The 24,076-nt window shown below is 69.1% G+C and carries 16 protein-coding genes, 1 pseudogene and 2 CRISPR repeat arrays (1 of these 19 cut by a window edge); of the genes and pseudogenes, 14 read left to right on the forward strand and 3 right to left on the reverse strand.

The features are described 5' to 3' along the window. The first annotated feature begins 550 nt into the window (after nucleotides 1-550). The 6 genes from OOK38_RS32065 to OOK38_RS32090 all read left to right on the forward strand — a co-directional run bounded on the left by OOK38_RS32065 (nucleotide 551) and on the right by OOK38_RS32090 (nucleotide 9,310). Entirely contained in the window at nucleotides 551-2,014 is a 1,464-nt protein-coding gene (locus OOK38_RS32065; protein ID WP_266849234.1) for a hypothetical protein, read from the forward strand. After that, the gene (locus tag OOK38_RS32070) at nucleotides 2,011-3,426 is read left to right on the forward strand and encodes a hypothetical protein (RefSeq protein ID WP_266849235.1); all 1,416 of its coding nucleotides are present in this window, start codon (nucleotides 2,011-2,013) and stop codon (nucleotides 3,424-3,426) included. Before OOK38_RS32065 ends, OOK38_RS32070 begins: the two co-directional genes overlap by 4 nt. A gap of 186 nt (nucleotides 3,427-3,612) precedes the next feature. Continuing rightward, nucleotides 3,613-3,963 carry a trypco2 family protein gene (locus tag OOK38_RS32075; RefSeq protein WP_266849237.1) on the forward strand — a complete coding sequence of 117 codons (351 nt, stop codon included), beginning with the start codon at nucleotides 3,613-3,615 and terminating at the stop codon, nucleotides 3,961-3,963. Continuing rightward, nucleotides 3,960-7,271: a serine protease gene (locus OOK38_RS32080; RefSeq protein ID WP_266849239.1), complete on the forward strand. Its 3,312-nt coding sequence runs from the start codon at nucleotides 3,960-3,962 to the stop codon at nucleotides 7,269-7,271. Before OOK38_RS32075 ends, OOK38_RS32080 begins: the two co-directional genes overlap by 4 nt. A gap of 694 nt (nucleotides 7,272-7,965) precedes the next feature. Then, nucleotides 7,966-8,436, forward strand: a complete 471-nt coding sequence (locus OOK38_RS32085; protein ID WP_266849241.1) for a lamin tail domain-containing protein — start codon at nucleotides 7,966-7,968, stop codon at nucleotides 8,434-8,436. A 238-nt stretch (nucleotides 8,437-8,674) separates the two neighbouring features. Continuing rightward, nucleotides 8,675-9,310 (forward strand): DUF1524 domain-containing protein, encoded by a 636-nt coding sequence (locus OOK38_RS32090; protein WP_266849243.1) that lies wholly within the window; start codon nucleotides 8,675-8,677, stop codon nucleotides 9,308-9,310. Nucleotides 9,311-9,384: 74 nt separating this feature from the next. Here OOK38_RS32090 and OOK38_RS32095 read toward each other — a convergent pair. The 3 genes and pseudogenes from OOK38_RS32095 to OOK38_RS32105 all read right to left on the reverse strand — a co-directional run. Further along, nucleotides 9,385-9,577 (reverse strand): annotated as a pseudogene (locus OOK38_RS32095) (IS5/IS1182 family transposase); the annotation flags it as partial. 30 nt (nucleotides 9,578-9,607) lie between these two features. Further along, a complete protein-coding gene (locus tag OOK38_RS32100) occupies nucleotides 9,608-10,054 on the reverse strand; it encodes a hypothetical protein (protein WP_266849245.1) in 447 nt (148 codons plus the stop codon). Between the two features lie 257 nt (nucleotides 10,055-10,311). Further along, complete coding sequence (locus OOK38_RS32105) at nucleotides 10,312-10,539, reverse strand: hypothetical protein (protein WP_266849246.1); 228 nt, start codon at nucleotides 10,537-10,539, stop codon at nucleotides 10,312-10,314. A gap of 1,100 nt (nucleotides 10,540-11,639) precedes the next feature. After that, a CRISPR array of direct repeats spans nucleotides 11,640-13,376; the repeat unit is 29 nt; unit sequence GGGACCATCCCCGCGTGCGCGGGGAGCAG. Nucleotides 13,377-13,603: 227 nt separating this feature from the next. On the opposite strand from OOK38_RS32105, the gene cas3 reads away from it, so the two are divergent. From cas3 to cas2e, 8 genes are read left to right on the forward strand one after another with little or no spacing between them, the layout of a single operon-like run. Beyond that, a complete protein-coding gene (gene cas3 / locus OOK38_RS32110) occupies nucleotides 13,604-16,501 on the forward strand; it encodes a CRISPR-associated helicase Cas3' (protein ID WP_266849248.1) in 2,898 nt (965 codons plus the stop codon). After that, nucleotides 16,494-18,185 carry a type I-E CRISPR-associated protein Cse1/CasA gene (casA, locus tag OOK38_RS32115; protein WP_266849250.1) on the forward strand — a complete coding sequence of 564 codons (1,692 nt, stop codon included), beginning with the start codon at nucleotides 16,494-16,496 and terminating at the stop codon, nucleotides 18,183-18,185. The genes cas3 and casA overlap by 8 nt, the downstream gene beginning before the upstream one ends. Then, nucleotides 18,182-18,868: a type I-E CRISPR-associated protein Cse2/CasB gene (casB, locus tag OOK38_RS32120; RefSeq protein ID WP_266849252.1), complete on the forward strand. Its 687-nt coding sequence runs from the start codon at nucleotides 18,182-18,184 to the stop codon at nucleotides 18,866-18,868. The genes casA and casB overlap by 4 nt, the downstream gene beginning before the upstream one ends. After that, complete coding sequence (gene cas7e / locus OOK38_RS32125; protein WP_266849253.1) at nucleotides 18,865-20,055, forward strand: type I-E CRISPR-associated protein Cas7/Cse4/CasC; 1,191 nt, start codon at nucleotides 18,865-18,867, stop codon at nucleotides 20,053-20,055. The genes casB and cas7e overlap by 4 nt, the downstream gene beginning before the upstream one ends. After that, the gene (cas5e, locus tag OOK38_RS32130; protein WP_266849255.1) at nucleotides 20,052-20,780 is read left to right on the forward strand and encodes a type I-E CRISPR-associated protein Cas5/CasD; all 729 of its coding nucleotides are present in this window, start codon (nucleotides 20,052-20,054) and stop codon (nucleotides 20,778-20,780) included. Before cas7e ends, cas5e begins: the two co-directional genes overlap by 4 nt. Next, on the forward strand, nucleotides 20,780-21,559 hold the full coding sequence (gene cas6e / locus OOK38_RS32135) for a type I-E CRISPR-associated protein Cas6/Cse3/CasE (protein ID WP_266849256.1): 780 nt from the start codon (nucleotides 20,780-20,782) through the stop codon (nucleotides 21,557-21,559). Before cas5e ends, cas6e begins: the two co-directional genes overlap by 1 nt. Before the next feature lie 4 nt (nucleotides 21,560-21,563). After that, nucleotides 21,564-22,511, forward strand: a complete 948-nt coding sequence (gene cas1e, locus OOK38_RS32140) for a type I-E CRISPR-associated endonuclease Cas1e (protein ID WP_266849257.1) — start codon at nucleotides 21,564-21,566, stop codon at nucleotides 22,509-22,511. Then, entirely contained in the window at nucleotides 22,508-22,858 is a 351-nt protein-coding gene (gene cas2e, locus OOK38_RS32145; RefSeq protein ID WP_266766078.1) for a type I-E CRISPR-associated endoribonuclease Cas2e, read from the forward strand. Before cas1e ends, cas2e begins: the two co-directional genes overlap by 4 nt. Before the next feature lie 93 nt (nucleotides 22,859-22,951). Further along, a CRISPR array of direct repeats spans nucleotides 22,952-24,076; the repeat unit is 29 nt; unit sequence CTGCTCCCCGCACGCGCGGGGATGGTCCC; it runs 549 nt beyond the window's last position.

A 24,076-nucleotide genomic window follows, 5' to 3' on the forward strand; every position in this document is an offset into this window, starting at 1 on the left:
AGCCCGACCACGGCCCCTGAGACATGCACCGCCCCTGAAGCGGCGGGAAGGGGGCGAGTCGCGAGCCTCCAGCCCCAGGCGGAGAGTCCGGCGACGGATCGGGACGCGCATCGCCCCCGAGAGAGGGGGGCACGCAACGCGGGTGCGCACGACATGGTCGAGTCCGCAGCCAGTACGCCGACGCCGCGGTCTGACCCTGCGCAGCCGCCCGTACCTGTCCACTACGCAGAACTTCGAATGCCTTGCGCAGCCACCTGCGCAAGGAGAGCTACCTCGCTGCGCACCGTGATTGCGCATCCTCCCTCGAGCGCACGGGGGACACCCGTGGTCGGCCCGACCATGAGTCCGACCACGGCAGCCCCGTGCGCATGGTGCCGGATCGTGACCGATGGTCGGGGGTTATGGCTGTCAGCCTGGTCGTTGGTGCCCGGTGAGCTGCTGGCATGGATCTCGGATACCTCTCCTCACTTGGTAGCCCCGGACACCTCGGGTTCGTAGCCTCATCCCAGAACGGGGGCCGCCGCGGGCCCGTGGCAGCCGAGGCAGCACGGTGAGCCGCTTCGGGGCGGGGATCCGTCGCGGGGTGATGGCGGCGGATCAGTTCACCCAGATCGCCAACGGCCTGTTCCGCGATGCCCGGCTCTCCTTCAAGGCGAAGGGAATCTTCGGCTTCATCAGCACCCACGCCACCGGCTGGCACGTCACGGTTGCCAACCTCGTGCGCGATGGACCCGACGGGCGGGACGCCGTGCGCGCCGGCCTGAGTGAACTGCAGCGGCACGGCTACCTCGTCCGCAACCAGCTGAGGCACGACGACGGGACGCTCGGCGAGATCGTCTACTCGATCACGGACCGCCCGGCGTCTCTCGACACCGCAATCGCGCAGACACAGGGCACGGCATCCGTCTGCGCTTTACCGAACGGGTCGGCGGCCGACTTCGGAGCGGGGATTTGCCGTGGGGTGATGGCGGCGGACCAGTTCACCCAGATCGCCAACGGCCTGTTCCGCGACCGACGGTTGTCGTTCAAGGCCCGCGGCCTGTTCGGGCTCATCAGCACGCACAGGAACGGCTGGCGGATGAGCGCGCCGGACGTGGCGCGCCGCAGCCGGGACGGCCAGGCAGCCGTCAAAAGCGGGCTGAAGGAGCTGGAGAAGCACGGCTTCCTGCTCCGGGAACGCAAGCGCCACCCCGACGGCACCCTCGGCGCGGCCACGTACGTCATCACCGACCTGCCCAGCCTGCAGAGCACCAGGTCCGAGCCGATGTCGGGTTTTCCACCGGTGGATAGCCCGACGTCGGTTCATCGCCCCGCTAAGAACACCAACAGAAAGAACACCACGAAGCAGAAGACCAGCCCCCTCCGTCCGTGCGATCGCGCCGACGTCGCGACGCCCCCGAGGGCGAGCCGGCCGGACACGCCGGCATTCCTGCCGGTCGATCTTCCGGCGGACGAGATACATCCAGGGATCCGGCTGCTACTTGAGATCGGAGCGGGCCGCCCCGAACTCCTACTGACCGGGAAGGCGCTGAGCGATCAGGGCCGTGTGGTCACCGTGATGATGGAGTCCGGCTGGAGCAGTGAGCAGCTGCATCACGTCATCGCCGACCGGCCGTTGCCGAGCCCGGTACGCACCTCCGTCGGTGCGATCATCGCCGCCCGCCTGCGGTCCGCTCAGGCCTACCCGCCACCCGCCGCCCCGGACAGCCGGTACCACCGCGGCGACGTCCTGCAGGACGAGCCGCCCGCAGGGCCGGTGACCGAGCAGTCCTCCGCGGCGTTGGCGGCCCGCACGGTTGCCGAGGCCCTGACCTACCGGGCACTTGTCGAGTGCGCCTGCTGCGGCGTGCCCGGCACCGCCCTGGGCGAAGACCTCTGCCCGGCCTGCCTGGGCTGGCCGCCGTGCCGAACCTGCCCAGGGCCGACACCCCGCCGGGCCCGTCCCGATAGCGACGGCCGCTGCACCACCTGCGCCACCGCATCCACCTACCTGCCGCAACGGAGCACACCATGATCACCTTTGCCTCGCCGACGTCCGGGATCGCTCAGCGGCTGAGCCTGCTGGGACAGCAGCCCAAGCGATGGGAGAAGAAGCGGTCCCGCGCGGTGCGCCTCGGCCGCGGCTACTCCGGGCTGGGCTGCGAGCCTGCCCTGATTCGGGAGCAGGCCGGATGGGGGTGGATCGACTGGAGCGTCCCGGCCGACGGCAGCCTGCCCGAACAGCCGCACCGGATCGCCGTGTCCACTCCGATCGCGACACGTACCCAGCGCATCGGCCTGCGCTGGCTGGCCAGGAGCTGCGCACACCGGATCCGCCTCGGCCCGGTGGCCGTACGGACCGCTACAGCCGCCGTCGCAGTCCTTGCTCTGGCGGCGGCCGTCCTTGCGATCCTTCATGGCATCCCGTTTGGTCTCGTGCTGCCGGCAGCCGCCCTGGCTCCGCTCCTCGTGGAGCACCTGCGCGACCCGCTCGAGGCCCGCGTTGGCGAGAACGTCCGGATCGTCGAGGCCGAAGCCGCCTGCCGCTACCTGCACCGCCTCGCCGCTCTGCACGCCAGCCTCGTCCGGGCAGCCGCCGGCAGCGACCACCCCGAGGTACGGCACGCCGTCGAGACCGGTCACCACCAGCTGTTCGACACCGCGGACCTGCTCCAGCAGCACGACACCCGCTCCGCCTCCGGCGAGCTCATCGCCCGGGAGCAGCTGATGCAGCAACTCGCCGTCCGCATCCGCCACATCGTCGCCCCCACGCCGGACGGCGCACCGTCCGTCCGGCACGACCGGGCCGACGCACCGCAGCCGCTGGGCCCCTATCCGCCCAGGCCCCACCCCTCAGCCGGCCATTCGGCGCCCATCGCGCCGATGAAGGAGGAACCGCACATGCCCCAGGACGGCCCCCAAGGGCCGGCTCGCCAGGTGTATCTGCTCTTCGCCCACGAGGCCTACTACCCGGCCGCCGGCCAGGAGATCAACACTTCGCTGGTGGCCGCAGCCTCCCTGCTCCACCCGCGCGTGCGCCAGCCCGACGGCGCCCGCATCCACGACCGCCTGACCCGCGGCCGACGGCAGGCAGAGATCGTGCCACTGTCCACGCTCACCCACGAACTGGACGGCGGCACGCGCTGGCCGGAGGTCGGCGACTGGGAGGCGGTCACCGCAGACCTGCTCCAGCTCATCCAGGACGGCGCATGCGACGCCCTCAGCCTGGACCTGCCATACATCGCCCGTGCCCTGGTGTGCTCCGGTCCGCACAGCCGAGTCCGGGCCTACGACCCGGCGGCCGGGCGATATCAGACGTGGGGGCCCGCCGACCGGATCGAGGTCCTGGTTGAGGTCGGCAAGCAATTGGCCTTCGCGGAAGCCGGGCGCGCCCTGTGGCCGGGCGACGGTCTGCTCCGTCCTGCTCATCCCGGCAAAGGCACGTGATGTCTGGCCACGAAGCGTCCGCAGTACGGGACGGCGGCAACGCCGTCTGCAGGATCACGCTGCGCTGGTAGCTAAGGCTCGCTTGTCCGTCGATACCGGCGCTGCGAAGACGGGCTTGCTCGCCCACGTCGCGGGGCTCATCATGATGTGGCCCAAATACTGCGGTTGTGCCAGGAGTTGAAGAAGATGTGGTTCTCTCGCGGCAAGCCGGACGACGGTCCTGCTGAGGTCTCCGTCGAACTGGTGTCTGCCGTGCGGGCACTCCGTGCACAGATCACCGAGGCGGCCGCGTCCGACCCCGACTCGGACCTGCGCTTCCAAATGGGCCCGATCCAGTTGGAGTTCACTGTTGCGCTGACCCGCGACCGGACTGCCAAGGGCGGGATCAAGGCATGGGTCGTCACGGCCGACGCGGAGCGCAAGCGGTCCATGGCGCACACCCATCGCGTGACGCTCAACCTCACCCCCGTGTCGGCCGCCACCGGCGAGAGCCCGGAGATCCGTAACACCGAGTCCGGCCACCGCATCGTCCGATGAATGCTGCCGTCCGCCACCCCAGCCGCCTCTATTTGGTCGCCCTCACTACGAAAGACGACCAGGTGCGCGGCAGCGGGTACCTCCTCAACAGCCGCGTCGTCGTGACGGCGGGCCACGTGGTCGAAGGTGTCCCGGCTGAGGATCTGCGTGTCTGCCGGCTGCATACCCTGCGCGCGACGACTGCCGAGATTGTACGGATCGAGAAGGACATCGCCGTACTCCTCACGGCCGAGGACCTGGCCGCGCCGGGGGAGCTGGCGAACGTGGCGTTGCGCGAGCTGGGATCCGACTCGCACTTCGGTGACTGCTCGGCCCTGGGTCTGCCCGCGGTGATGACCCGTGTGACTGCCGGCGTCGCCCCGCTCGAGGCCGCGTTTCGCGTGGCACCCAACAGCGCGGACAACCACGGCTACCTCTCCCTCGAACTTGACGGACACCCGCCGACGGGTCCGGAACCGTGGAGCGGCATGTCGGGTGCACCGGTGTTCCACGCGGGCCGGTGGCTGATCGGTGTCGTCGTGCGCGACTCGACGGGCTGGAACCACTCCCGGCTTGAGGCGAGTCCTATCAGTGCCCTGTTCGAGGGGTTGCCGCTTGCTGATGCGCTGTTCCGCGTCCGGCCTTCACCGCCGGTTACCGAGTCGGACGCTCGCGATGCCGCGTTCCTGGACACGTACCGCAGTGAGACGATCCGCCGCTACGGGCACATCGAGCTGTTCGGGCTCGGTCTCCAAGGCCATCTCGCGGACGACATCAGCATCGACCACGCGTACGTGAGTCTGCGTGCGGGCGTTCCTTCGCGCCGCCTGTCGTCGACGGCGGAGCAGACCAGACCTGTTGAGCCCCTCATCGCGAAGAACACGCGGCTCCTGCTGCGGGGCAGCCCGGGGGCGGGGAAGTCCACCCTGCTCGAGTGGCTTGCCGTTTCCATGGCGCGAGGTTCGTGCAAGGGCGAACTCGAACCGTTCAACGACCGGATTCCCTTTTTGCTGCGCCTGCGCGACATGTACGCGCCGAGATGGAAACGGATCGAGGGACGGGACGGAGTTCCGCCGCGGATTGGGCAGTTCCTCGAGTTCAGCGGGATGGCGAGTGACTTCGCCCCGCCGGACGGGTGGATTCGCCGGATGCTTGAGCAAGAGCGGGCGCTCCTGCTCGTCGATGGCCTCGACGAGGTGCTGGAGGGCCACCGGGACGGCGTGCTGCGCTGGATCAGCGATCTTCTGCGGGAGTTCCCTGCCCTGCATGTCATCGTCACGGGGCGCCCGGAGGCGCTGCAGCATTGGTCCCCGCCTGCCAGGCTCGGTTTCGTGGAGCTCAAGCTCGTTGAACTCGACGCCGACCAGCGGGCGGAGCTCATCCACAAGTGGCACCAGGCGGCGATCCTCGGGGTGCGCTCGTCGCGGCTCGGCGATGAGGAGCGCGACCGGCGGATCGACCGCCTCTCCGCCTACGAAATTTCTCTGACCCGCCACATCAACGCATCATCGGATCTCTCCGCGCTCGCCGCGACCCCACTGCTCTGCGCGGTGCTGTGCAAGCTCCACGAGGTGCACGGCACCCGGCTCCCGCGGTTCCGGCAGGAGCTGTACGCGCGGACCGTCGACATGATGCTCGGGCTGCGCGACGCGGACCGTGAGGTGCCCGAGCCGCTCCCTGGCCTGGACATCGATCAACGCCGAGCGGTTCTCTCCTGGATCGCCGGCTACCTGACGGCGGAAGGCGAACGGGAGATCACCCTGACGCGATTCGACGAGAAGGTGCAGAGCCGGCTGCCCAGTCTGGGACGGGAAGCCAGCGCCCACACCCCCAGTGAGATCCGCAAGGCCCTGCACGAGCGGAGCGGGCTTCTCGTCGCCCCGGCCGAGGACACCCTGCGCTTCAGCCATCGCACCTTCCAGGACTACCTCGCAGCCACGGATCTGGTCGCCCAGCGCTCCTTCGGGCAACTCGCCGGCCACGCCGGGGAGGAGATGTGGGACGACGTCCTGCGCTTCGCCATGAGCCAGTGCAATCTTGCCGACACCCGTGAGTTCGTCGCCCAGATGCGGCGCAAGGCACGCCTGGTGACCAACGGGAAGCAGCGCGCCCGCATGCGCCTGGCTGCGGCATCGTGCATTCCCTACGCGGTGCAGATGGGGGAGGAGGACCGCGGGTCCCTGATCGCGGGGGTCGCCAAAACGTTCCGGCTCGCGGCGAACGAAGAGAGCAAGGCACTCACCGCGGGACCGGAGAAGGCTCTTGCACAGCCCACCGGGTCGCAGGACGACGGTCTCCCGCACGAGACCGACCAGTACGCCTCGGTCGGGCCCGACCTGCTCTCCGCTCTGCAGCGTGACTTCGACTGGCAGGACATGGACCTCTGCCGCAGCGCCGCCCAGTTGGCTGGCAGGCTGGGGGGCTCCGAGGCTCTCGCCTTCCTTTCCCAGATGCCGTTCGAGCAGCGGAAGAAGCTCGCCTCCGTACTCGTCGGCATCTGGGAGAACTGCCCGGGTCAGGAATACGCCGATGCCGTACTCGCCGGTCTGGACGTCTCCCGGCTGTGGGCCGACTCGACCCAGCAGCTCGGCCAGGCGCACGTTCTGGGCTCGGTCGAGGGCCTGACGGTGCGCAAGGCCATGCCTCTCGCAGAGGTCGTCTCCTTCGCCAACAGGCACCGGACCAGCTTGCTGAACTGGACCCCCACCGCTCTCAAGGACACTGAATCCTTTGACCTTCTCCGTGAGGCACAGGGGCTGACCAGCCTTCTTCTCGGAATCGCTCCGACCACGAGTGACCCGCTGTTCATTGCCTCCATGATTCTCATGCCCCACCGGCAGTACGAAGCGTTCCGGTTCACCCTGCCCCCGCTGCCCGGGGTGCGGGATCTGGCGTTCGCGTCCATGCCCCTCGACTGGCCGGCGCATGTGGCCGAGTGGACGAGCCTGGCCCAGGTCTGGCTCACCGGCTCCGCGGTGGAAGGGATCCACTCGCTCGGCGACCTGCCGGCCCTCACACAGTTGTCCGTCTCGTGTTCGGCGCGGCAATTCACCCTGCCCTCACGCCTCGGCCACGGCGGAGTGAACCACCTCGGCCTCATGCTTCACGCGGATCACGGGCTCGAAGAGATCGACCTGACGAGCCTGCCGACCGCATTCCCGGCCCTGCGCCGGCTCACGCTCGGCGTCACGGGGCTCGGCTGGGAAGCCGATCTGACGGGGCTCGAGCGCATGCCGGACCTGCGGATACAGCTCCTCGGCGTGCCGCGGAGCCACCCGGGTATCCGCGGTGCCGAAAACTTCCCCAAGGAACGGATCAAATGGGGCTGAGGCGCTGACCCCCACCCTGCACATCCGGTGAGAGCAAGGTCCACGACTCGGCTTCTGCTGGATTCTGTCCTGCGCGCTCAGGGCCCGAAAGGCCAGCACACCCAAGTCGGCCACCCGGGTGCGTGCGGGGCGGTGCGGGATATCGGGTACGGGTGTAAGTGAGGGCTCCTCCGCTGTCGATGGTGCGGCGCAGGCTTTTGCCGCTCTTGAGAGTGAGGGTTGAGGTGCCCCCCCCGACGCGCAGGAGGCGGCCGGGGTGCCGGAGGTGACGGTGCTCGGGCCGAGTTCCAGTCGGCCGCCCCCGCTCGGGACGGCGGCCAGCGGGGCAGTGAACCTTTTGCTGTCCGGAGCAGGGACGACTGGTCGGGGCGCGGGGTTGTTACTCACTTTCGGGTGACGGCCGGAAGCCTGGTGGGGTGGCGGGGGCTGGCGGGCGTGATGCAGTGGCCAACTGCCGCAACAGTGCTTGGGCCGTGGTTGCGTCAACTTCGTGCACTCGCGGCATGGATGGCCGTTGCAGCCAAGTGTCACAGCAGTGCGGTTGATCGGTAACGCGCTCCAGATCTCATTCACATTCTGGAGAACTGGCGGGCAGGGTGTGAATGCGCGGCCAGCCCGGCCGCCACCCGCACACCGCACAACCCGGCCAGGGATCTGGCGCGTTGGTTGTGCCCGCACGATGCAGGGGGAACCTGTGACCGTATCCAAGACTGCAGTCCGTCGTCTGACCGCCGTCGCGCTGACCACCGCGGCCATCACCGCGGCCATCGCGGTACCGGCTTCCGCCACCGCCCACCGCCCGCACCGCTCTGGCGTGGAGATCAGCCAGGTGCAGTACGACTCCCCGGGATTCGACGACCGCTCCAACCGCTCCCTGAACCAGGAGTGGGTGGAGATCACCAACACCACCCGCCACAGCGTCAACCTGGACGGCTGGACCCTCTCCGACGAGGACGGCCACACTTACACCTTCGACCACTACCGCCTCGACCGGCGCGCCACCGTCCGTGTTCACACCGGCATCGGCCGCGACACCCGCACCGACCTCTTCCAGGACCGTCGCGCCTACGTCTGGGACAACCGCTCCGACACCGCCACCCTGCGTAACGACCACGACCGCTTCGTCGACGACGCCTCCTGGGGCCGTCACCACTTCCGCCGCTGAGCGGAATTGAGCCGTACGCCGCGGGTCGCGTGAGCCACCGGCAGCGGTGAGAGAGAGGGGGCGGGCCGGTGACTGCGGCCCGCCCCCGCCTCCTTGTCCGTCGTTGCGTGGTGACCGCCGGGTGAAGGCGCCGTGGAGGGGTTGAAACGCCCGATCGACGCGCGTAGCGCGCCCGCCGGGCGGTGCGGTTTCCTCAGGAACGCGCATCTCCAACCCCCCACATTTTTTTGGAGAGTTCATGTTCCGCCGCACGGTGTTCGGCCTGCCCACAGCCTCCCTCGTCCTGCTCGGCGTGTGTGCCGCGCCGGCCCTGGCCGAGCCGCCCGCGCCCCCGTCGACCACGACCGCGCGCAGCGAGCTCGCCGCCCTGACCGTCGCCTCTCCGCACTCGATGGACGGCTACGCCCGCGACAAGTTCGATATTTGGTCCACCCAGCCCGACGGCTGCACCACCCGCCAGGACGTCCTCGCCCGCGACGGCAAGAATGTCCAGGAGCAGCCCGGTAGCTGCCAGCCCGCGAGCGGTTCCTGGTATTCCGCCTACGACGACACCACCGTCACCGTCGTCGCCGATGCGACCATCGACCACATGGTCCCCCTCGCGGAAGCGTGGCGCTCCGGCGCCGACACGTGGACCGCTGATCAGCGCAAGGCCTTCGGCAACGACCTCAAGGACCCCCAACTCCTGATCGCCTCGGAGTCGTCCAACTCCTCGAAGTCCGACAGTGGCCCCGCGGACTGGAAACCTGCCAATCATGCCTTCTGGTGCACCTATGCCAAGGACTACACGCACATCAAGTCGATCTGGAAGCTGACTACCACCGACGACGAGAAATCCGCCCTGTCCTCCATGATCGACACCTGCGCCAACTGAGGGTCAGGCAGCACAGCACGAGGCCGCGAACGTGGCTGCGGTCAGACCGCGCTCAGGGGCCTTGCCTGAGCCACGGGCAGCACGGGCCAGTTCCACAGCATCTTGCTGGTGGGGTCGGTGACGACCTGGACGTTCACTCCGTGGCGGCGGCGCTTGGCCGAGTGGTCGCCGTGGCCGTCACCGGTCACGGCCTCACCTGGCGAGGGTCCCGTCCAGCAGTACGTCCGGGTCGCTCTCGCGCAGGACCTTGAGGAGGCCTGGAGCCCGATGAGGCGGGTGATGTAGGGGCAGTTGTGGTCAGTCGGTGGTGAGGTCAGCGGTGACGGATTCCCACAGGGAGTCGAACCATTGCTGGGACTGGATGACGAAGGCGGTGTCGTCGCTGGTGCTGTCGGTGCCGAACAGTCGGACCAGTTCCATGGGGTTGGCGTCGTAGATGTCGATCTGGCGGCCGTCGACGTCGAGGGGGCGACGGTGGAGGGTGTAGTAGGAGAAGAGGGCTTCGGTGTGGTTGACGAGGTAGAGCTTGGCCATGGGGGTGAACGGCAGGGCCCGGAAGGTGATGCGGGCCTTGATGCCGTGGGTGTCGTGCAGTGACTGGAGTGCGGCGCGCAGGGTTTGTCCGTAGGCGTTGCGCTGGGCGAGCCAGCGCCGCTGGATGGTGTCGGCGCCCTCGTCCCAGGAGACGGGGCTGGGGAAGGCCAGGTCGATGTCCCGGCTGGGCAGCAGGACTCGCACCGTCACCGTCTGCCCGGGCTCACCTGGCCGGTGTGGACGGCATGGATCGGGCGGGCCATGGCGAGGGCCTGGCCGCTGAGGCAGACGGCGTCGATGGTCACCTCGTGCTCGGCGAATGCTGCGGTCAGCAGCTCGCCGAGCGCGGCGATGGCCGAACCGTGTGCCGGGGTCGATCTGGGTGCCGGGCGAGGTGTGTTGCGGCTGGCGGCATCCAGAAGGCCCCTCCAGTGGGGTGTGGAGGGTGGTGCTTTGGCCGCCCACGTTCACAGCTGCGTGACCACCTTCAGCAAGTCCGCAGTCTCCCGGGGGAGATGGTTGCCGCGCAGCCAGTCGCTGAGGGTGGCCACCGGAACGCCGGTCGCGCGACTGGCCCGGGCGAGGGTCAGGCGTGAGCCGGCCTCTGCCAGGCGGGTCTGCGCCTGCTGCCCCAGACTGTTCAGTTCGGTAAGGACCTCGGGGGGCGGGCGGCTGGAGGCGGGCACAGGCGTCAACTGCCCTTCTCACGAAGGTCGTCGGAAACTCCGACCCGGAAAAGCAGTCTAGGACCCCATCTGACGACTTTTCCGACGTTGTTCGACATCTCTGCCGTTGGCACGCTTCCCGCGCGTCAATGCCTGGTAGTGGCCGCGCGCATCGGGCGGTCGGCCTCTCGAAGGGAGCGGAGGGAATATGGCGCAGCGTTCGACCAGACGACGGCTGGCACGGGCGGCACTGTTTGCCACCGTCCGGGCCGCCGCGGCAGCGGCGGGATCCGGGATGGTGGCCTCTGCGCTGTGGTGGGTCCAGACGCGGTGAACGGCGCCGGGGCGGGCCGTTGTGCGTGACGAGGGGAGCGGGTGGGGTTGGTGGGCCGGACGGTGGCGAAGAGATGGGCCCCCGATGGCAGCGTGTGGCGGCCTTCATCCGATGAAGAGGCATGACAGTTGGTCGAGGAGGCTGGGTGTGGGGGCTGGGTTCGGTGGTGTCGTGGCATGCCGGGGCCGGCGTCTGCGTGGTAGTGGCGGTGGTGAGCGCATCCGTGTGTCTCGCTGAACGGGGCCGCCGGGTCACGCTGGTGGCGTTGGTACGACACGCGCCGCCGGGGACAGTGGTACGCCAACAGCTGGGCATGGGCGGGCCTGCGATGGAGGTCCGCCTCGGGTCTGCGGTGAGGGAAGGGGGACACCGTGAGGGACCGGCGGATCTCCGAACAGACAGCGCATGACGTGTCAAAGGTGTGGGACTGCGAAGCGATGCCGTTACTGCGCTATGCCATGGTCCTCACGGGTGGTTCACAGCCGGCCGCGGAGGACCTGGTGCAACGGGTGTTCGCGGGGGCCGGGCGGACCTCTGCCCCGCCTGCCTCAGCTGGGCGCTCTGCCGTACCTGCTCCGACCCGACCCGTAGGCTTGCCCATCCCGATAGCGACGGCTTCTGCGCAACGTGCGCTACTACCTGATATGGCAACCGGAATGGACTCGTCCCACGACGACGGACCACCCTCTTGTGCGCGGGGAGCAGCATGGCTCCGGCACTTTCGGGGCAGGCTTCTGCGGATCATCCCCGCGTGCACAGGGAGCAGAACTTCCTCGGCTGCAAGGTCACCAACAGCGAGGGAACATTCCCGCGCGAGGGGAGCAGAGCGCGGGCCCGAGCGAGCGGGCCGGGCGCTGGGGGCCATCCCCGCGTGCGCGGGGAGCAGTCAGCGAACGTCCCGGCGCCGGACGGCGGCGGGGGATCATCCCCGCGTGCGCGGGGAGCAGGAGCGAGCCAACTGTCCGGAAGCGAAGGCTCGGGGACCATCCCCGCGTGCGCGGGGAGCAGATGCGCTCGGCCAGGGTCTGGCTGAACTCGTTGGGACCATCCCCGCGTGCGCGGGGAGCAGACCCGGTACAGGCCCGAGCTGGCTTCGATGCCGGGACCATCCCCGCGTGCGTGGGGAGCAGATGCGGCCCTGGTTGGTGAGGACGTAGCCGTTGGGACCATCCCCGCGTGCGCGGGGAGCAGACGGGGCCCGGGGTGTCGCGGTCGCCGATGGGGGGACCATCCCCGCGTGCGCGGGGAGCAGAGCTGTGTCTCCGCGTCATGGAACGACTGGGTGGGACCATCCCCGCGTGCGCGGGGAGCAGCCGGCGTCCTCGACGGCGCACGCCATGCGGTGGGGACCATCCCCGCGTGCGCGGGGAGCAGGCCTCCCGGTGGGAGGTGTACAAGGCCAGCCGGGGACCATCCCCGCGTGCGCGGGGAGCAGCCGCCCAGCATCGAAGACCGCATCCCCACCGGGGGACCATCCCCGCGTGCGCGGGGAGCAGATCCGCGCCCTGGTCGCCGGGGCGGGCGGCTGGGGACCATCCCCGCGTGCGCGGGGAGCAGCTTCCGGGCGCCGCGGTGGGCGAGGCATCCGTGGGACCATCCCCGCGTGCGCGGGGAGCAGACCGCACCCAAGACCGGGTCCGACCCCGCGCAGGGACCATCCCCGCGTGCGCGGGGAGCAGGAGATGTCGGTGTCGGGGTCGAAGGCGGCGCTGGGACCATCCCCGCGTGCGCGGGGAGCAGGCGAGGTCGAGGGGTTGGTGGTGTCCAGGTCGAGGACCATCCCCGCGTGCGCGGGGAGCAGGCCGCGCACCGTGGGGGCCTTCTCGCCCGTCCGGGACCATCCCCGCGTGCGCGGGGAGCAGCACCGCCGAGTCTCTCGGCGACGCCATCGCCGGGGACCATCCCCGCGTGCGCGGGGAGCAGCTCGCGAAGAACGGCAAAGAGGCATTCGACCTGGGACCATCCCCGCGTGCGCGGGGAGCAGGCGGTGAGGGCCAGGACGACGGCGGCGATGTGGGGACCATCCCCGCGTGCGCGGGGAGCAGTCGCTTTCATCCCCGTCGGCGAGGGGCACCTCGGGACCATCCCCGCGTGCGCGGGGAGCAGGTGGACGCCATGTCCGGGGTGTCGATGGGCTGGGGACCATCCCCGCGTGCGCGGGGAGCAGATCCCCGACAACTCGCCTGCGAGCAGGACCTGGGGACCATCCCCGCGTGCGCGGGGAGCAGCTTCACTTCCCGCAGTGCCCGGTCGAGCCAGGCGGACCATCCCCGCGTGCGCGGGGAGCAGACCCCGCCCGACCTGTGGGACCGCATCGACTACGGACCATCCCCGCGTGCGCGGGGAGCAGGGGTCGTCGGTGTCCGTGCAGTTCCGCGCCAAGGGACCATCCCCGCGTGCGCGGGGAGCAGCTGGCGTAGTAGGCGAGCCGCCCGAGTGCAATGGGACCATCCCCGCGTGCGCGGGGAGCAGATCCAGTTCTGTTCGCTCCGCCCGGCCGGGATGGGACCATCCCCGCGTGCGCGGGGAGCAGACTGCGTGACCTGCAGCTTTATGGCCGAGGCGATCTGATTTCACAGAGTTCCATTGAAACAGTCATACCTGGCATATCGGTTTACTTCCGAAGTTCTAGCGTCACTGGGCCCGGACTCCCTGGTCTGTTACTACACACTGAGCAGCTCAGGCTTGAAGTTGATCAGACTGCAGGCAACTTCCTGCAGAAGCCTACGTGGTGCGGGATTTACCTGTATCCATCGGGCCATGACAGGTGACGGGGGGCTCCTCCCAGGATTGGGAGGCCGGCTCGCAGGTCCGGTCCGGACTGTGTGGGCCAAGCACGACCGGGATACTGACGGCTGGCTGCCGCTGTGGCGTCACATGGAAGACAGCGCTGCTGTGGCGGGACTGTTGTGGGACAGGTGGTTACCGAACAGCCTGCGCGGTCTGATTGCCGAGCCCTTGCCAGGGGGCGAGGCGGATGCCCGGCACTTGGTGGTTTGGCTTGCCTCGGTTCACGACATCGGGAAGGTGACGCCGGCCTTTGCCTGTCAGGTCGATCAACTCGCCGACCGGATGCGTGCGGAGGGGCTGGAGATGCGGACGGCGCGTGCGTTCGGCCCTGACCGCAGGATGGCCCCCCATGGCTTGGCCGGGCAGTTGCTGCTGAGCGAGTGGCTTGAATCGCTCGGCTGGACGGGACGGCAGGCCGGGCAGCTTACGACTGTGGTGGGGGGCCACCACGGCGTCCCGCCGGACCACGGTCAGATCAAGGCACTGGACGATCGGCTGTACCTGCTGCGCACTCCAGGGACGAGTCGTCCGCTGTGGCGGTGTGTGCAGGACGAGTTGCTCGATGCTTGTGCCGATGAGTTCGGCGTGCGCGGGCGGTTGGCGGAGTGGCGGACAGTCAAACTGTCGCAGCCAGTACAGGTGCTGCTCACTGCTGTGGTGATCCTTGCTGACTGGATCGCCAGCAACCCGGAACTGTTCCCGTACTTCCCGGACGAGTCACGGCGTAGCGGTGAGGAACGCGTGGCTGCGGCATGGCGGGGGCTGCGCCTTCCTCCGCCATGGCAGCCCGACGTTCCTGGCGAGGATGTACAGGAACTTTTTGCCTCCCGCTTCGACCTGCCGCCAGGGGCGAAGCCCCGGCCGGTTCAGGAGGCCGCGGTCCGGCTTGCGCACGAGATGCCTGAGCCGGGGCTGTTGATGGTGGAGGCGCCGATGGGTGAAGGGAAGACCGAGGCCGCCCTTGCCGTTGCGGAGATCTTCGCCGCACGCGCGGGTGCTGGAGGCGTGTTCTTCGCGCTGCCGACCATGGCGACCGGCAACGCGATGTTCCCTCGTCTCCTCCAGTGGCTCGAGAGGCTGCCCGCCAAGGACGGCGCCCGCTTCTCTGTGCTGTTGGCGCACTCGAAGGCTGCCTTGAACGAGGAGTACGCCGACCTCATGAGGGAGAGCCGCCAGCCCGTCAAGGCAGTCGACATGGATGCCGTGACCGAGGAATGGCGGCCCTCGCATGCGACCCGGAATGCGCCGGCGGACCTGGTGGCGCATGAATGGCTGCGGGGCCGCAAGAAGGCGATGCTGTCGTCGTTCGTGGCGGGGACTGTCGATCAGTTGCTGTTCGCGGGGCTCAAGTCGAAGCACTTGGCACTGCGTCACCTCGCGGTCGCCGGCAAGGTCATCGTGATCGATGAGGCGCACGCCTACGACACGTACATGAGCGCGTACCTGGACCGGGTGCTGTCGTGGCTGGGGGAGTACCGGGTGCCGGTCGTGGTGCTCTCAGCGACGCTCCCCGCGGCCAGGCGCCGGCAGCTCGCGGAGGCCTACGCGGGGGCTGGAGAAGGGGATGCGGCTTTCGAGGCATTGGAGCAGACGACCGCATATCCGCTACTGACGGCGGTGGCGCCCGGGCGTGAGCCGGCCGTCGAGCAGCCCGAAGTCTCCGCACGCGGTGGCAACATCCAGGTCGAGCGCCTTGACGACGGCCTGGACGTCCTGGCCGACCGGCTCGCGGCAGAACTCGCCGGCGGTGGCTGTGCGCTCGTGGTCCGCAACACGGTCAAACGGGTCTTGGACGCGGCCCGTGTCCTGCGTGAGCGTTTCGGCGACGCCCATGTGACGGTCGCTCACTCATGCTTCATCGATGTCGACCGGGCCGCGAAGGACGCCGATCTCCTCAGACGGTTCGGTCCTGCGGAGAAGGCCGCCGGGCGACCTGGGATGCACATCGTGGTGGCCAGCCAGGTCGCAGAACAGTCTCTTGACGTCGACTTCGATCTGCTCGTCACGGATCTGTGCCCCGTCGACCTCCTGCTCCAGCGGGTGGGCCGCCTTCACAGGCATCAGCGCGGCGAGGCTCAGAGCGGACGACCGGAGCGGCTTCGCAGTGCGCGCTGCCTGGTGACCGGCGTCGACTGGCATGGGGATGTGCCCACTGCGGTGCGTGGATCCGTCGCGGTCTACGGGGCTCACATGCTGCTGCGGTCTGCTGCCGTCCTGCTGCCTCACCTGGACGATGTCAGCCATCCGGTCCGGATTCCGCAAGACATCAGCCCCCTGGTGCAAGGAGCGTATACGGATGCGCCAGCAGGTCCCGCCGGGTGGACTGAGGCCATGGCGAAGGCACGCCTCGCCCACGAAGAGCACCGCGCTGACCAGGCAGGCAGGGCCGACACGTTTCTTCTCGCACCGGCAGCCCGTCCAGGGCGTCCGTTGATCGGCTGGGTTGCGGCGGGCGCCGGTGACGCGGACGACAGCCGGGCCGGGCGCGCCCAGGTGCGCGACAGCAGAGAGAGCCTGGAAGTCATCGTTGTTCAGCGACGGGGGGACGGGTCACTGGCCACTGTGCCGTGGCTGGCGGACGGCAGAGGCGGTTTGGATCTGCCCCAGGACCGGGCGCCGTCGCCGAAAGCGGCCCGTGCGGCGGCCACCTGCGGTCTGCGGCTGCCGATCCAGTTCTCCTATGCCGACGTGATGGACAAGGCGATCACCGAACTTGAAGAACTCTACGTGCCCGCATGGCAGGTGAAGGACAGTCACTGGCTCGCCGGCCAGCTGATTCTCGCGCTCGACACCGATTGTCAGACCCACCTGGCAGGGTTTCAGCTCCGCTACAGCGAACGCGACGGTCTTGAGGTGACCCGTGCCTGAACCAGCTGACGACGCCGGCCCATTGGCGTTCGACCTCACCAGCCGGCCGTGGATCCCGGTCCTGCGCCAGGACGGCAGTCAGGATGAACTGTCGCTGAGCGAGGTGTTCGAGCAGGCCCATGAGCTGCGCCGTCTCGTCGGGGACCTGCCCACCCAGGAGTTCGCCCTGCTGCGGCTTCTGCTCGCTGTGGCGCACGATGCCCTCGACGGGCCGCGGGATACCGAAGACTGGGCCGGCCTGTGGGCCGATGACGCGTGCTTCACCCCGGTCGGACCGTACCTGGACCAGCATCGGACCCGGTTCGACCTGCTGCACCCACAGGCCCCGTTCTACCAGGTCGCCGATCTGCGGACGGCGAAGGGCGAAGTCTTCTCGCTCAACAGGATCGTCGCCGACGTCCCCAACGGTGACCCGTTCTTCAGCTCCCGTCTGCCGGGCGTGGACCGGCTTGATTTTGCTGAAGCCGCGCGCTGGGTCGTGCACGCCCACGCCTTTGACACCTCCGGCATCAAGACCGGTGCTGTGGGCGACGCCCGCGCCAAGAACAACAAGGTATATCCCCTCGGTGTCGGATGGACCGGAATGCTCGGCGGCGTCGTCGCCGAAGGAGACAGCCTCCGGGAGACGCTGCTGCTGAATCTGGTGGCCGCCGACACGAACGGTCTGCGATTCGGCGCCGATGACCGGCCGGCGTGGCGGCGCGAGCCCTGCGAGGCCGGAGCGGACAGTGGTCGGACCCCGTCGGGCCTGCGGGATCTGTACACCTGGCAGTCGCGGCGAGTGCGGCTGCATTTCGACGCCGAAGCCGTCCATGGGGTCGTGCTCGGCTACGGTGACCCGCTTGCCGCGTACAACATGCACACGTACGAGCCGATGACGGCCTGGCGGCGCAGTACGGCCCAGGAGAAGAAGCAGGGCAAGCCGCTGATCTATCTGCCCCGCGAGCACGACCCCGCGCGTGCGGCGTGGCGGGGGCTGGCCGCGCTGATCGCCGATCGCGCCCAGGCCGGTCAGGGCGCTGACGCTGCCCCGTACCTGCGGCCGGGCATTCTCGAATGGATCGCGCGACTGGTCACCGAAGGGGAGCTGCCGCGAGGCTTCCTCATCCGGGCCCACGTGGTCGGACCGGTCTACGGCACCCAGCAGTCGGTGATCGACGAGATCGTCGACGACCATGTTGCTATGGCCGTGGTGCTGCTGCACCAGCGCGAGCGGGAGCATGCACAGCAGGCCATCGATGCGGTCGCCGAAGCCGAGGCCGCTGTCACCGCTCTGGGCGACCTTGCAACCGACCTCGCCCGTGCTGCAGGTGCCGCCGGCGAAGGCCCGCGGGCCGCGGCACGTGAGGCCGGCTTCGCAGCCCTCGACGGCCCCTACCGCACCTGGCTGAGGAATCTGGCCGAGGCGGACGACCCGTATGCACAACGCACCCGATGGCAGAAGGACGTGTACCGGCACCTCATCACGCTCGCCGAGAAGCTCCTGACCGCCGCTGGAGACACCGCGTGGCAGGGCCGCATCCTGCCCGCCAAGAGCGGCTCGGTGTGGCTGAACTCGGCACTGGCCGACAAGTGGTTCCGCTCCCGTCTGAGCAAGGCCCTGAGCCACCCGTTCACCCCGGACCGGCCTGCGGAAGCCGGCCCGGCGTCTGGATCCGACTCCTCCTCGAGGGTGCCCGCATGACCACTACCGCCAGCATCCCCACAGTCCGTGCGCGAGCCGGAGCGGTCACCGGCAGGCTCATCACGCGGCTGCAGAACGACCATCTCGCCGACCGGCCGCACGCCGTGGCCGCGCTGGCGAGACTGCGGCGCGGCGCAGGCAAGGAATTCGCCCAGGTCCCCGACCTGTGGGGTCTGCTTGATACCGGACCGCTGCACGAGCCCCCGGCAGACGGCGGCCGTCCTTGGAATGAGAAGGAACTGTCGCGAGCCGAGGATGCTGTGCACGTGGCGGCCACGCTGTGGGCTCTGCACCAGCAGTCCCGGCCCCGGGGCATGCACCAGCCCGATCGCCGTGACAACCCAAGAGGGCTGGGGGCTGCCGTGCGCCGTCTGATGCCGCCGGGCGACATCGCAGAACCCGTCCTCAAACGATTCGTGCGGGCAGGCAACGCACCGGATCTGGCAACGCTCGCGCAGCGCCTGCGGGACATCGTCGTCCTGCTCCGCGGTGACGACATCGAGCTCGACTACGGCCTGCTGGCCGAGCAGCTCTGCCACTGGCAGGAGCCCGGCGGCCGGGACGTTGTCCGCCGCGCATGGGGGCGCTCGTTCCAGGCGTACCGGACCCCCGCCGAGGCTGCAGCCGGCAGCCGGACTCCCTCTCCAACCGAGACCATCGACACCTCCAAGGACGCCTCGTGAAGCGGATCTTCCTCGACGTGCACGCTCTGCAGACCGTGCCTCCCAGCAACCTGAACAGGGACGACACCGGTGCACCGAAGTCCGCCGTCTATGGCGGCGTGCCCCGGGCCCGCGTCTCCAGCCAGGCCTGGAAGCGCGCGACGCGCACCTATTTCAGGGACGAACACCTTCTCGACCCGAGCGAGCTCGGCGTACGCACGAAGAAGGTGGCGGAAGTCCTCGCCGAGCGAATCGTCGCCCTGGAGCCCTCCCTGGAAGGTGCTGCTCTGACGCTTGCGGCTGAGGTGATCGAGGCCGCAACCGGTTCCAAGATCGAGGTGCCCAAGCGGAAGGCGGGAGCGGCCAAGGACGGCCAGGAGGAACCGGCGCCCCAGTCCAAGTACCTGATGTTCCTCAGCGCCCGGCAGCTTGAGGGCCTTGCCCGATTTGCCGTCGAAGGTGCCGACGACATCAAGGCTTACCTGAAGGACAACAAGGCGCGGGCCAAAGCCATTGCTGACACCCGCCACTCCGTGGACATCGCTCTGTTCGGCCGGATGGTCGCGGACTCCGCCGACATCAACGTGGACGCCGCGGTCCAGGTCGCCCACGCCATCAGCGTTCACCGCGTGGAGAACGAGTCCGACTACTACACCGCTGTCGACGACCAGAACACGGACGCCGAGCCCGGCGCCGGAATGATCGGCACGGTCGACTTCAACTCCGCCACCCTCTACCGGTACGCCACCATCGCCGTCCACCAGCTGGGGGAGAACCTCGGCCAGGGCCTGCGCGAGGACGAGCCGCTTACCGTTCCCGTGCGCCGTGCGGTGGAAGCATTCGTCCACGGCTTCGTGGCCTCCCTGCCCACCGGAAAGATCAACACGTTCGGGCACCACACCCTGCCCGACGTGGTCATCGTCAAACTGCGCACCACACGCCCCGTGAGTTTCGTTGCGGCATTCGAAGAGCCCGTGACGAGCGAGCTGGGCGGCGGCCACGTCAGGGAAGCCGTCGGGCGCCTCGCCGAGTACATCCCCGACATCGAACGCGCCTACGGGGACAGCGAATCGACCAGCACCTGGGTTCTGCGCGTGGGCCCGGCCACGGAAAAGCTCACCGGACTCGGCGAAGAGACCACCAACCTGACCACCCTCGTCTCCTCGGTCGGCAGCGCCGTCGCCGCCCAGGTGGAGAAGCCTGCATGAGCGTGCTCACCCTCCGACTCGCCGGGCCCCTGCAGGCCTGGGGGGCCTCCGCCCGCTTCACCCGCCGTACCACCGAGCCGGCGCCGACGAAAAGCGGCGTCATCGGCATGCTCACCGCTGCCCGGGGCATCCAGCGCGGCGACGACACAGCTCTGGCCCAGCTGAGCGCACTGCGCTTCGGCGTCCGCATCGACCAGCCTGGCACCCGGATACGCGACTTCCAGACCGCTCATCACGCGGACAGCGGCAAGTCGATGCCGCTCTCGGAGCGTTTCTACCTCGCCGATGCGGTATTCGTCGCCGCGGTCGAAGGCGAGGCGGGGCTGCTTCGCGAACTGCACAGCGCGCTGCGTGCCCCGGTCTATCCGCCCTATCTCGGCCGACGGTCCTGCCCGCCCTCCCAGCCCGTGGAACTCGGCCTCCACGACGACGGCGAACTCGAGCAGGTCCTCAGCAACGAACCCTGGCGAGCCTCCCGCTGGTATCGCAGGCAGTACCGGCAGGCCAGCGTCCCTCTGGCCGTCCTGCGCGAAGCCCGGCCCGGCGAACAGCACGCGGACGTACTGCGCGACCAGCCCCTCAGCTTTGCAGCAGAGCACCGGCGCCACGCACTGCGCAGCATCGTGCGGACCACCGTGGACGTGCCCAACCCGCAAGCCGCCAGCCCGACGAGGAGTGCACCGGCGCACGACCCGTTCGCTGCTCTGCAGGAGGAGAGCCCCTGATGTACCTCACCCGCTTCCGCGTGAACACCGCGCGCCCCGGCGCCCGCCGCCTGCTCTCCTCACCGCAGGCACTCCACGCAGCCGTGATGTCGTCCTTCCCCGCCCTGCTCCCCACAGCCCAAGGCGATGCCGGCGGTCCCAGAGTGCTGTGGCGCTTGGACCACAATGCGCGGGCGGAAGTCTTCCTGTACGTCGTCAGCCCCGCCCAGCCCGACCTCACCCACCTCGTCGAACAGGCCGGATGGCCCGCGGCCGCCGCCAACCCGGAGACACCCGGCTGGCACACCCGCCCCTACGGACAGCTGCTCGACCGTCTTTCAGAGGGCGGTATGTGGGCCTTCCGGCTCACCGCCAACCCGGTCCACCACATCCGCCGGAAGGACGGCGAACCCACCAAGGCAACGGCCCACATCACCCCCGTCCACCAGAAGAAGTGGCTCCTCGAACGCCAGGAACGTGCCGGCTTCCGCATCATCGAAAAGCCCCATGACCAACGGCTCCTGCCCAGCGGGACAACCCTCAAAGGGCATGAACACCACGGCGACCGTTACGAATTGACCGTCCGGGACCAGCGCCCACTGTCCTTCGCCAAGTCCGGCGGCCCGACGCAGGCGCAGCGCCGCCCCGTGAGCCTGCTGACCGTCACGTACGACGGACGCCTGCAAGTCACCGATCCCGAAGCCCTGCGCCGCACGCTCACCCAGGGGCTCGGCAAAGCCAAAGCGTACGGGTGCGGGTTGATGACCCTGGCCCCGCCAGTCCCCAACGCTGGAGGGTGAAGCGGTGACGACTGTCGGCAAGCGCCCCGCCCTCACACCGCGGCACCTCACACGCGCCAGCGACCGGATGTCCTTCGTCTATCTGGAGCGTTGCACCATCCACCGGGACGCCAACGCAATCACGGCGGAGGACGCCGACGGCACCACGCACATCCCCTCCGCCACCATCGGCACCCTCCTCCTCGGCCCCGGAACCCGCATCACCCACCAGGCCATGAGCGTCCTGGGGGAGACCGGCGCAGCCGTGGCCTGGGTAGGCGAACAGGGTGTGCGCTACTACGCGGCAGGACGGGCTCTGACCCGCTCCTCCGCCCTCGCAGAAGCCCAGGCCGGCCAATGGGTCAATGTCCGAAGCCGCCTTGCCGTCGCCCGCAACATGTACCGGCTGCGGTTCCCTGATGAGGACCCTGCCGGGTGTTCACGCCACGAACTTCTCGGCCTGGAAGGACGACGAGTCAAAGACTGCTACCGCGCACAAGCGGCCCGCACCGGCATCCCCTGGCGCGGCCGTAAATACATCCCGGGCGACTTCGCGAGCGGCGACCCTGTGAATCAGGCCGTCACCGCCGCGGCCCAGTGCATGTACGGAATCGCCCACGCAGTCGTCGCGTCACTCGGCTGCAGCCCTGCACTCGGCTTCATCCACTCAGGCCACGAGCTGTCCTTCGTCCTGGACATCGCCGATCTCTACAAGACCGAGATCGGTATCCCCCTGGCCTTCGATGTCGCAGCACAGGGAGACGAAGACGTTGGCTCACGAACCCGCCGCGCCCTACGCGATCGGATCAACGAACTCTCCCTGCTGGACCGTTGCGTTGCCGATATCCAAAGTCTTCTGAAACCCAGACCTGACGAAGTGAGCAGCATGTCAGACGTCGTCACCCTGCAGAGCAACGGCGGCCACGCAGTACCTTCCGGCCGCAACTACGACGAGGAGCCCGTGAGCTGGTGACCGTCATCGTCCTCACAAACTGCCCCGCAGGACTACGAGGATTCCTGACGCGATGGCTTCTGGAAATCTCTGCAGGCGTCTTCATCGGCAACCCATCGGCCAAAGTACGCGACGTCCTCTGGGACGAGGTGCAACAGTACGCAGACCAAGGCCGGGCCTTACTCGCTCACACGACAAACAACGAGCAGGGCTACACATTCCGAACCCACGACCATAACTGGCACCCCGCCGACCACGAAGGCCTCACTTTGATCCGCCGCCCAAGCAGCGGCACGCCCTCCACGTCCAGCGCACCCAAGGCCGGCTGGAGCAAGGCTTCCAAACGTCGCCGATTCGGCAGGGCTTGATCGTTATATATGCCCGGTAAGAGCGTTTTGGGTGATTCGATGAAACTACTCGAGAACGGGCGGTTCCTGCGCTAAAAGCGCAGGTCGGTGAGTCTGCTCCCCGCACGCGCGGGGATGGTCCCTCCCGGCCATCAGGGGTTAAAACGATCCGGTACTGCTCCCCGCACGCGCGGGGATGGTCCCGGGTTGGGGAACACGGTCGCTTCGAGCCGGTCCTGCTCCCCGCACGCGCGGGGATGGTCCCGGGCTGCACCCGGATAAATAACTAGACAGGTTCTGCTCCCCGCACGCGCGGGGATGGTCCCCGCGATTCCCTGCATGTACCGGACGGGGCCATCTGCTCCCCGCACGCGCGGGGATGGTCCCTCCGTTCCTTGGGAAGACCTGTCGCCCGAGGACTGCTCCCCGCACGCGCGGGGATGGTCCCCCGGCCCTGGAGTACGTGCAGGAGACGATTTTCTGCTCCCCGCACGCGCGGGGATGGTCCCGCGCTCCGGCTCCTCGCCAACGAGGGGCTTATCTGCTCCCCGCACGCGCGGGGATGGTCCCACCACCGTCGGCGGGGCCTCCGAGGCGATCGACTGCTCCCCGCACGCGCGGGGATGGTCCGAGGGCGACGGCCAGGCGGGGAACGGTCTCCGGCTGCTCCCCGCACGCGCGGGGATGGTCCGAGGGCGACGGCCAGGCGGGGAACTCTCCGGCTGCTCCCCGCACGCGCGGGGATGGTCCCTTCTACAGGATCAAGCCGACCGCCGAACTCGGCTGCTCCCCGCACGCGCGGGGATGGTCCCGGATCGCACGCGCGGCGACGCCGGGCCCGTGGCTGCTCCCCGCACGCGCGGGGATGGTCCCAGGGCCAGCGTCGGGCTGCTGCCGCTGGTGCCCTGCTCCCCGCACGCGCGGGGATGGTCCCTCCGCGCCCGCATCGAGAGCGGTGAGTTCCCGCTGCTCCCCGCACGCGCGGGGATGGTCCCACCCAGCCACGAGCGACTGCGAGCGAGACGGCCTGCTCCCCGCACGCGCGGGGATGGTCCCGCGCACTGCTGCTCCTCCAACTCCCGCAGCCTCTGCTCCCCGCACGCGCGGGGATGGTCCCTCCAGGCGACGGTCGGGTAGTCGTAGGCGTGGCTGCTCCCCGCACGCGCGGGGATGGTCCCGGCGTCGAGTCCGCGCCGCTCCCCATCGGCGTCTGCTCCCCGCACGCGCGGGGATGGTCCC

This window comes from Streptomyces sp. NBC_00568, assembly GCF_026341855.1.
GTDB lineage: Bacteria > Actinomycetota > Actinomycetes > Streptomycetales > Streptomycetaceae > Streptomyces.

What these genes read in the sequence shown, in the direction of transcription:
- OOK38_RS32070 (WP_266849235.1), top strand. Translation starts at nt 2,011, where the DNA reads ATGATCACCTTTGCCTCGCCGACGTCCGGGATCGCTCAGCGGCTGAGC.
- cas6e (WP_266849256.1), top strand. Translation starts at nt 20,780, where the DNA reads ATGTACCTCACCCGCTTCCGCGTGAACACCGCGCGCCCCGGCGCCCGC.
- OOK38_RS32080 (WP_266849239.1), top strand. Translation starts at nt 3,960, where the DNA reads ATGAATGCTGCCGTCCGCCACCCCAGCCGCCTCTATTTGGTCGCCCTC.
- OOK38_RS32075 (WP_266849237.1), top strand. Translation starts at nt 3,613, where the DNA reads ATGTGGTTCTCTCGCGGCAAGCCGGACGACGGTCCTGCTGAGGTCTCC.
- OOK38_RS32090 (WP_266849243.1), top strand. Translation starts at nt 8,675, where the DNA reads ATGTTCCGCCGCACGGTGTTCGGCCTGCCCACAGCCTCCCTCGTCCTG.
- cas3 (WP_266849248.1), top strand. Translation starts at nt 13,604, where the DNA reads ATGACAGGTGACGGGGGGCTCCTCCCAGGATTGGGAGGCCGGCTCGCA.
- casB (WP_266849252.1), top strand. Translation starts at nt 18,182, where the DNA reads ATGACCACTACCGCCAGCATCCCCACAGTCCGTGCGCGAGCCGGAGCG.
- cas5e (WP_266849255.1), top strand. Translation starts at nt 20,052, where the DNA reads ATGAGCGTGCTCACCCTCCGACTCGCCGGGCCCCTGCAGGCCTGGGGG.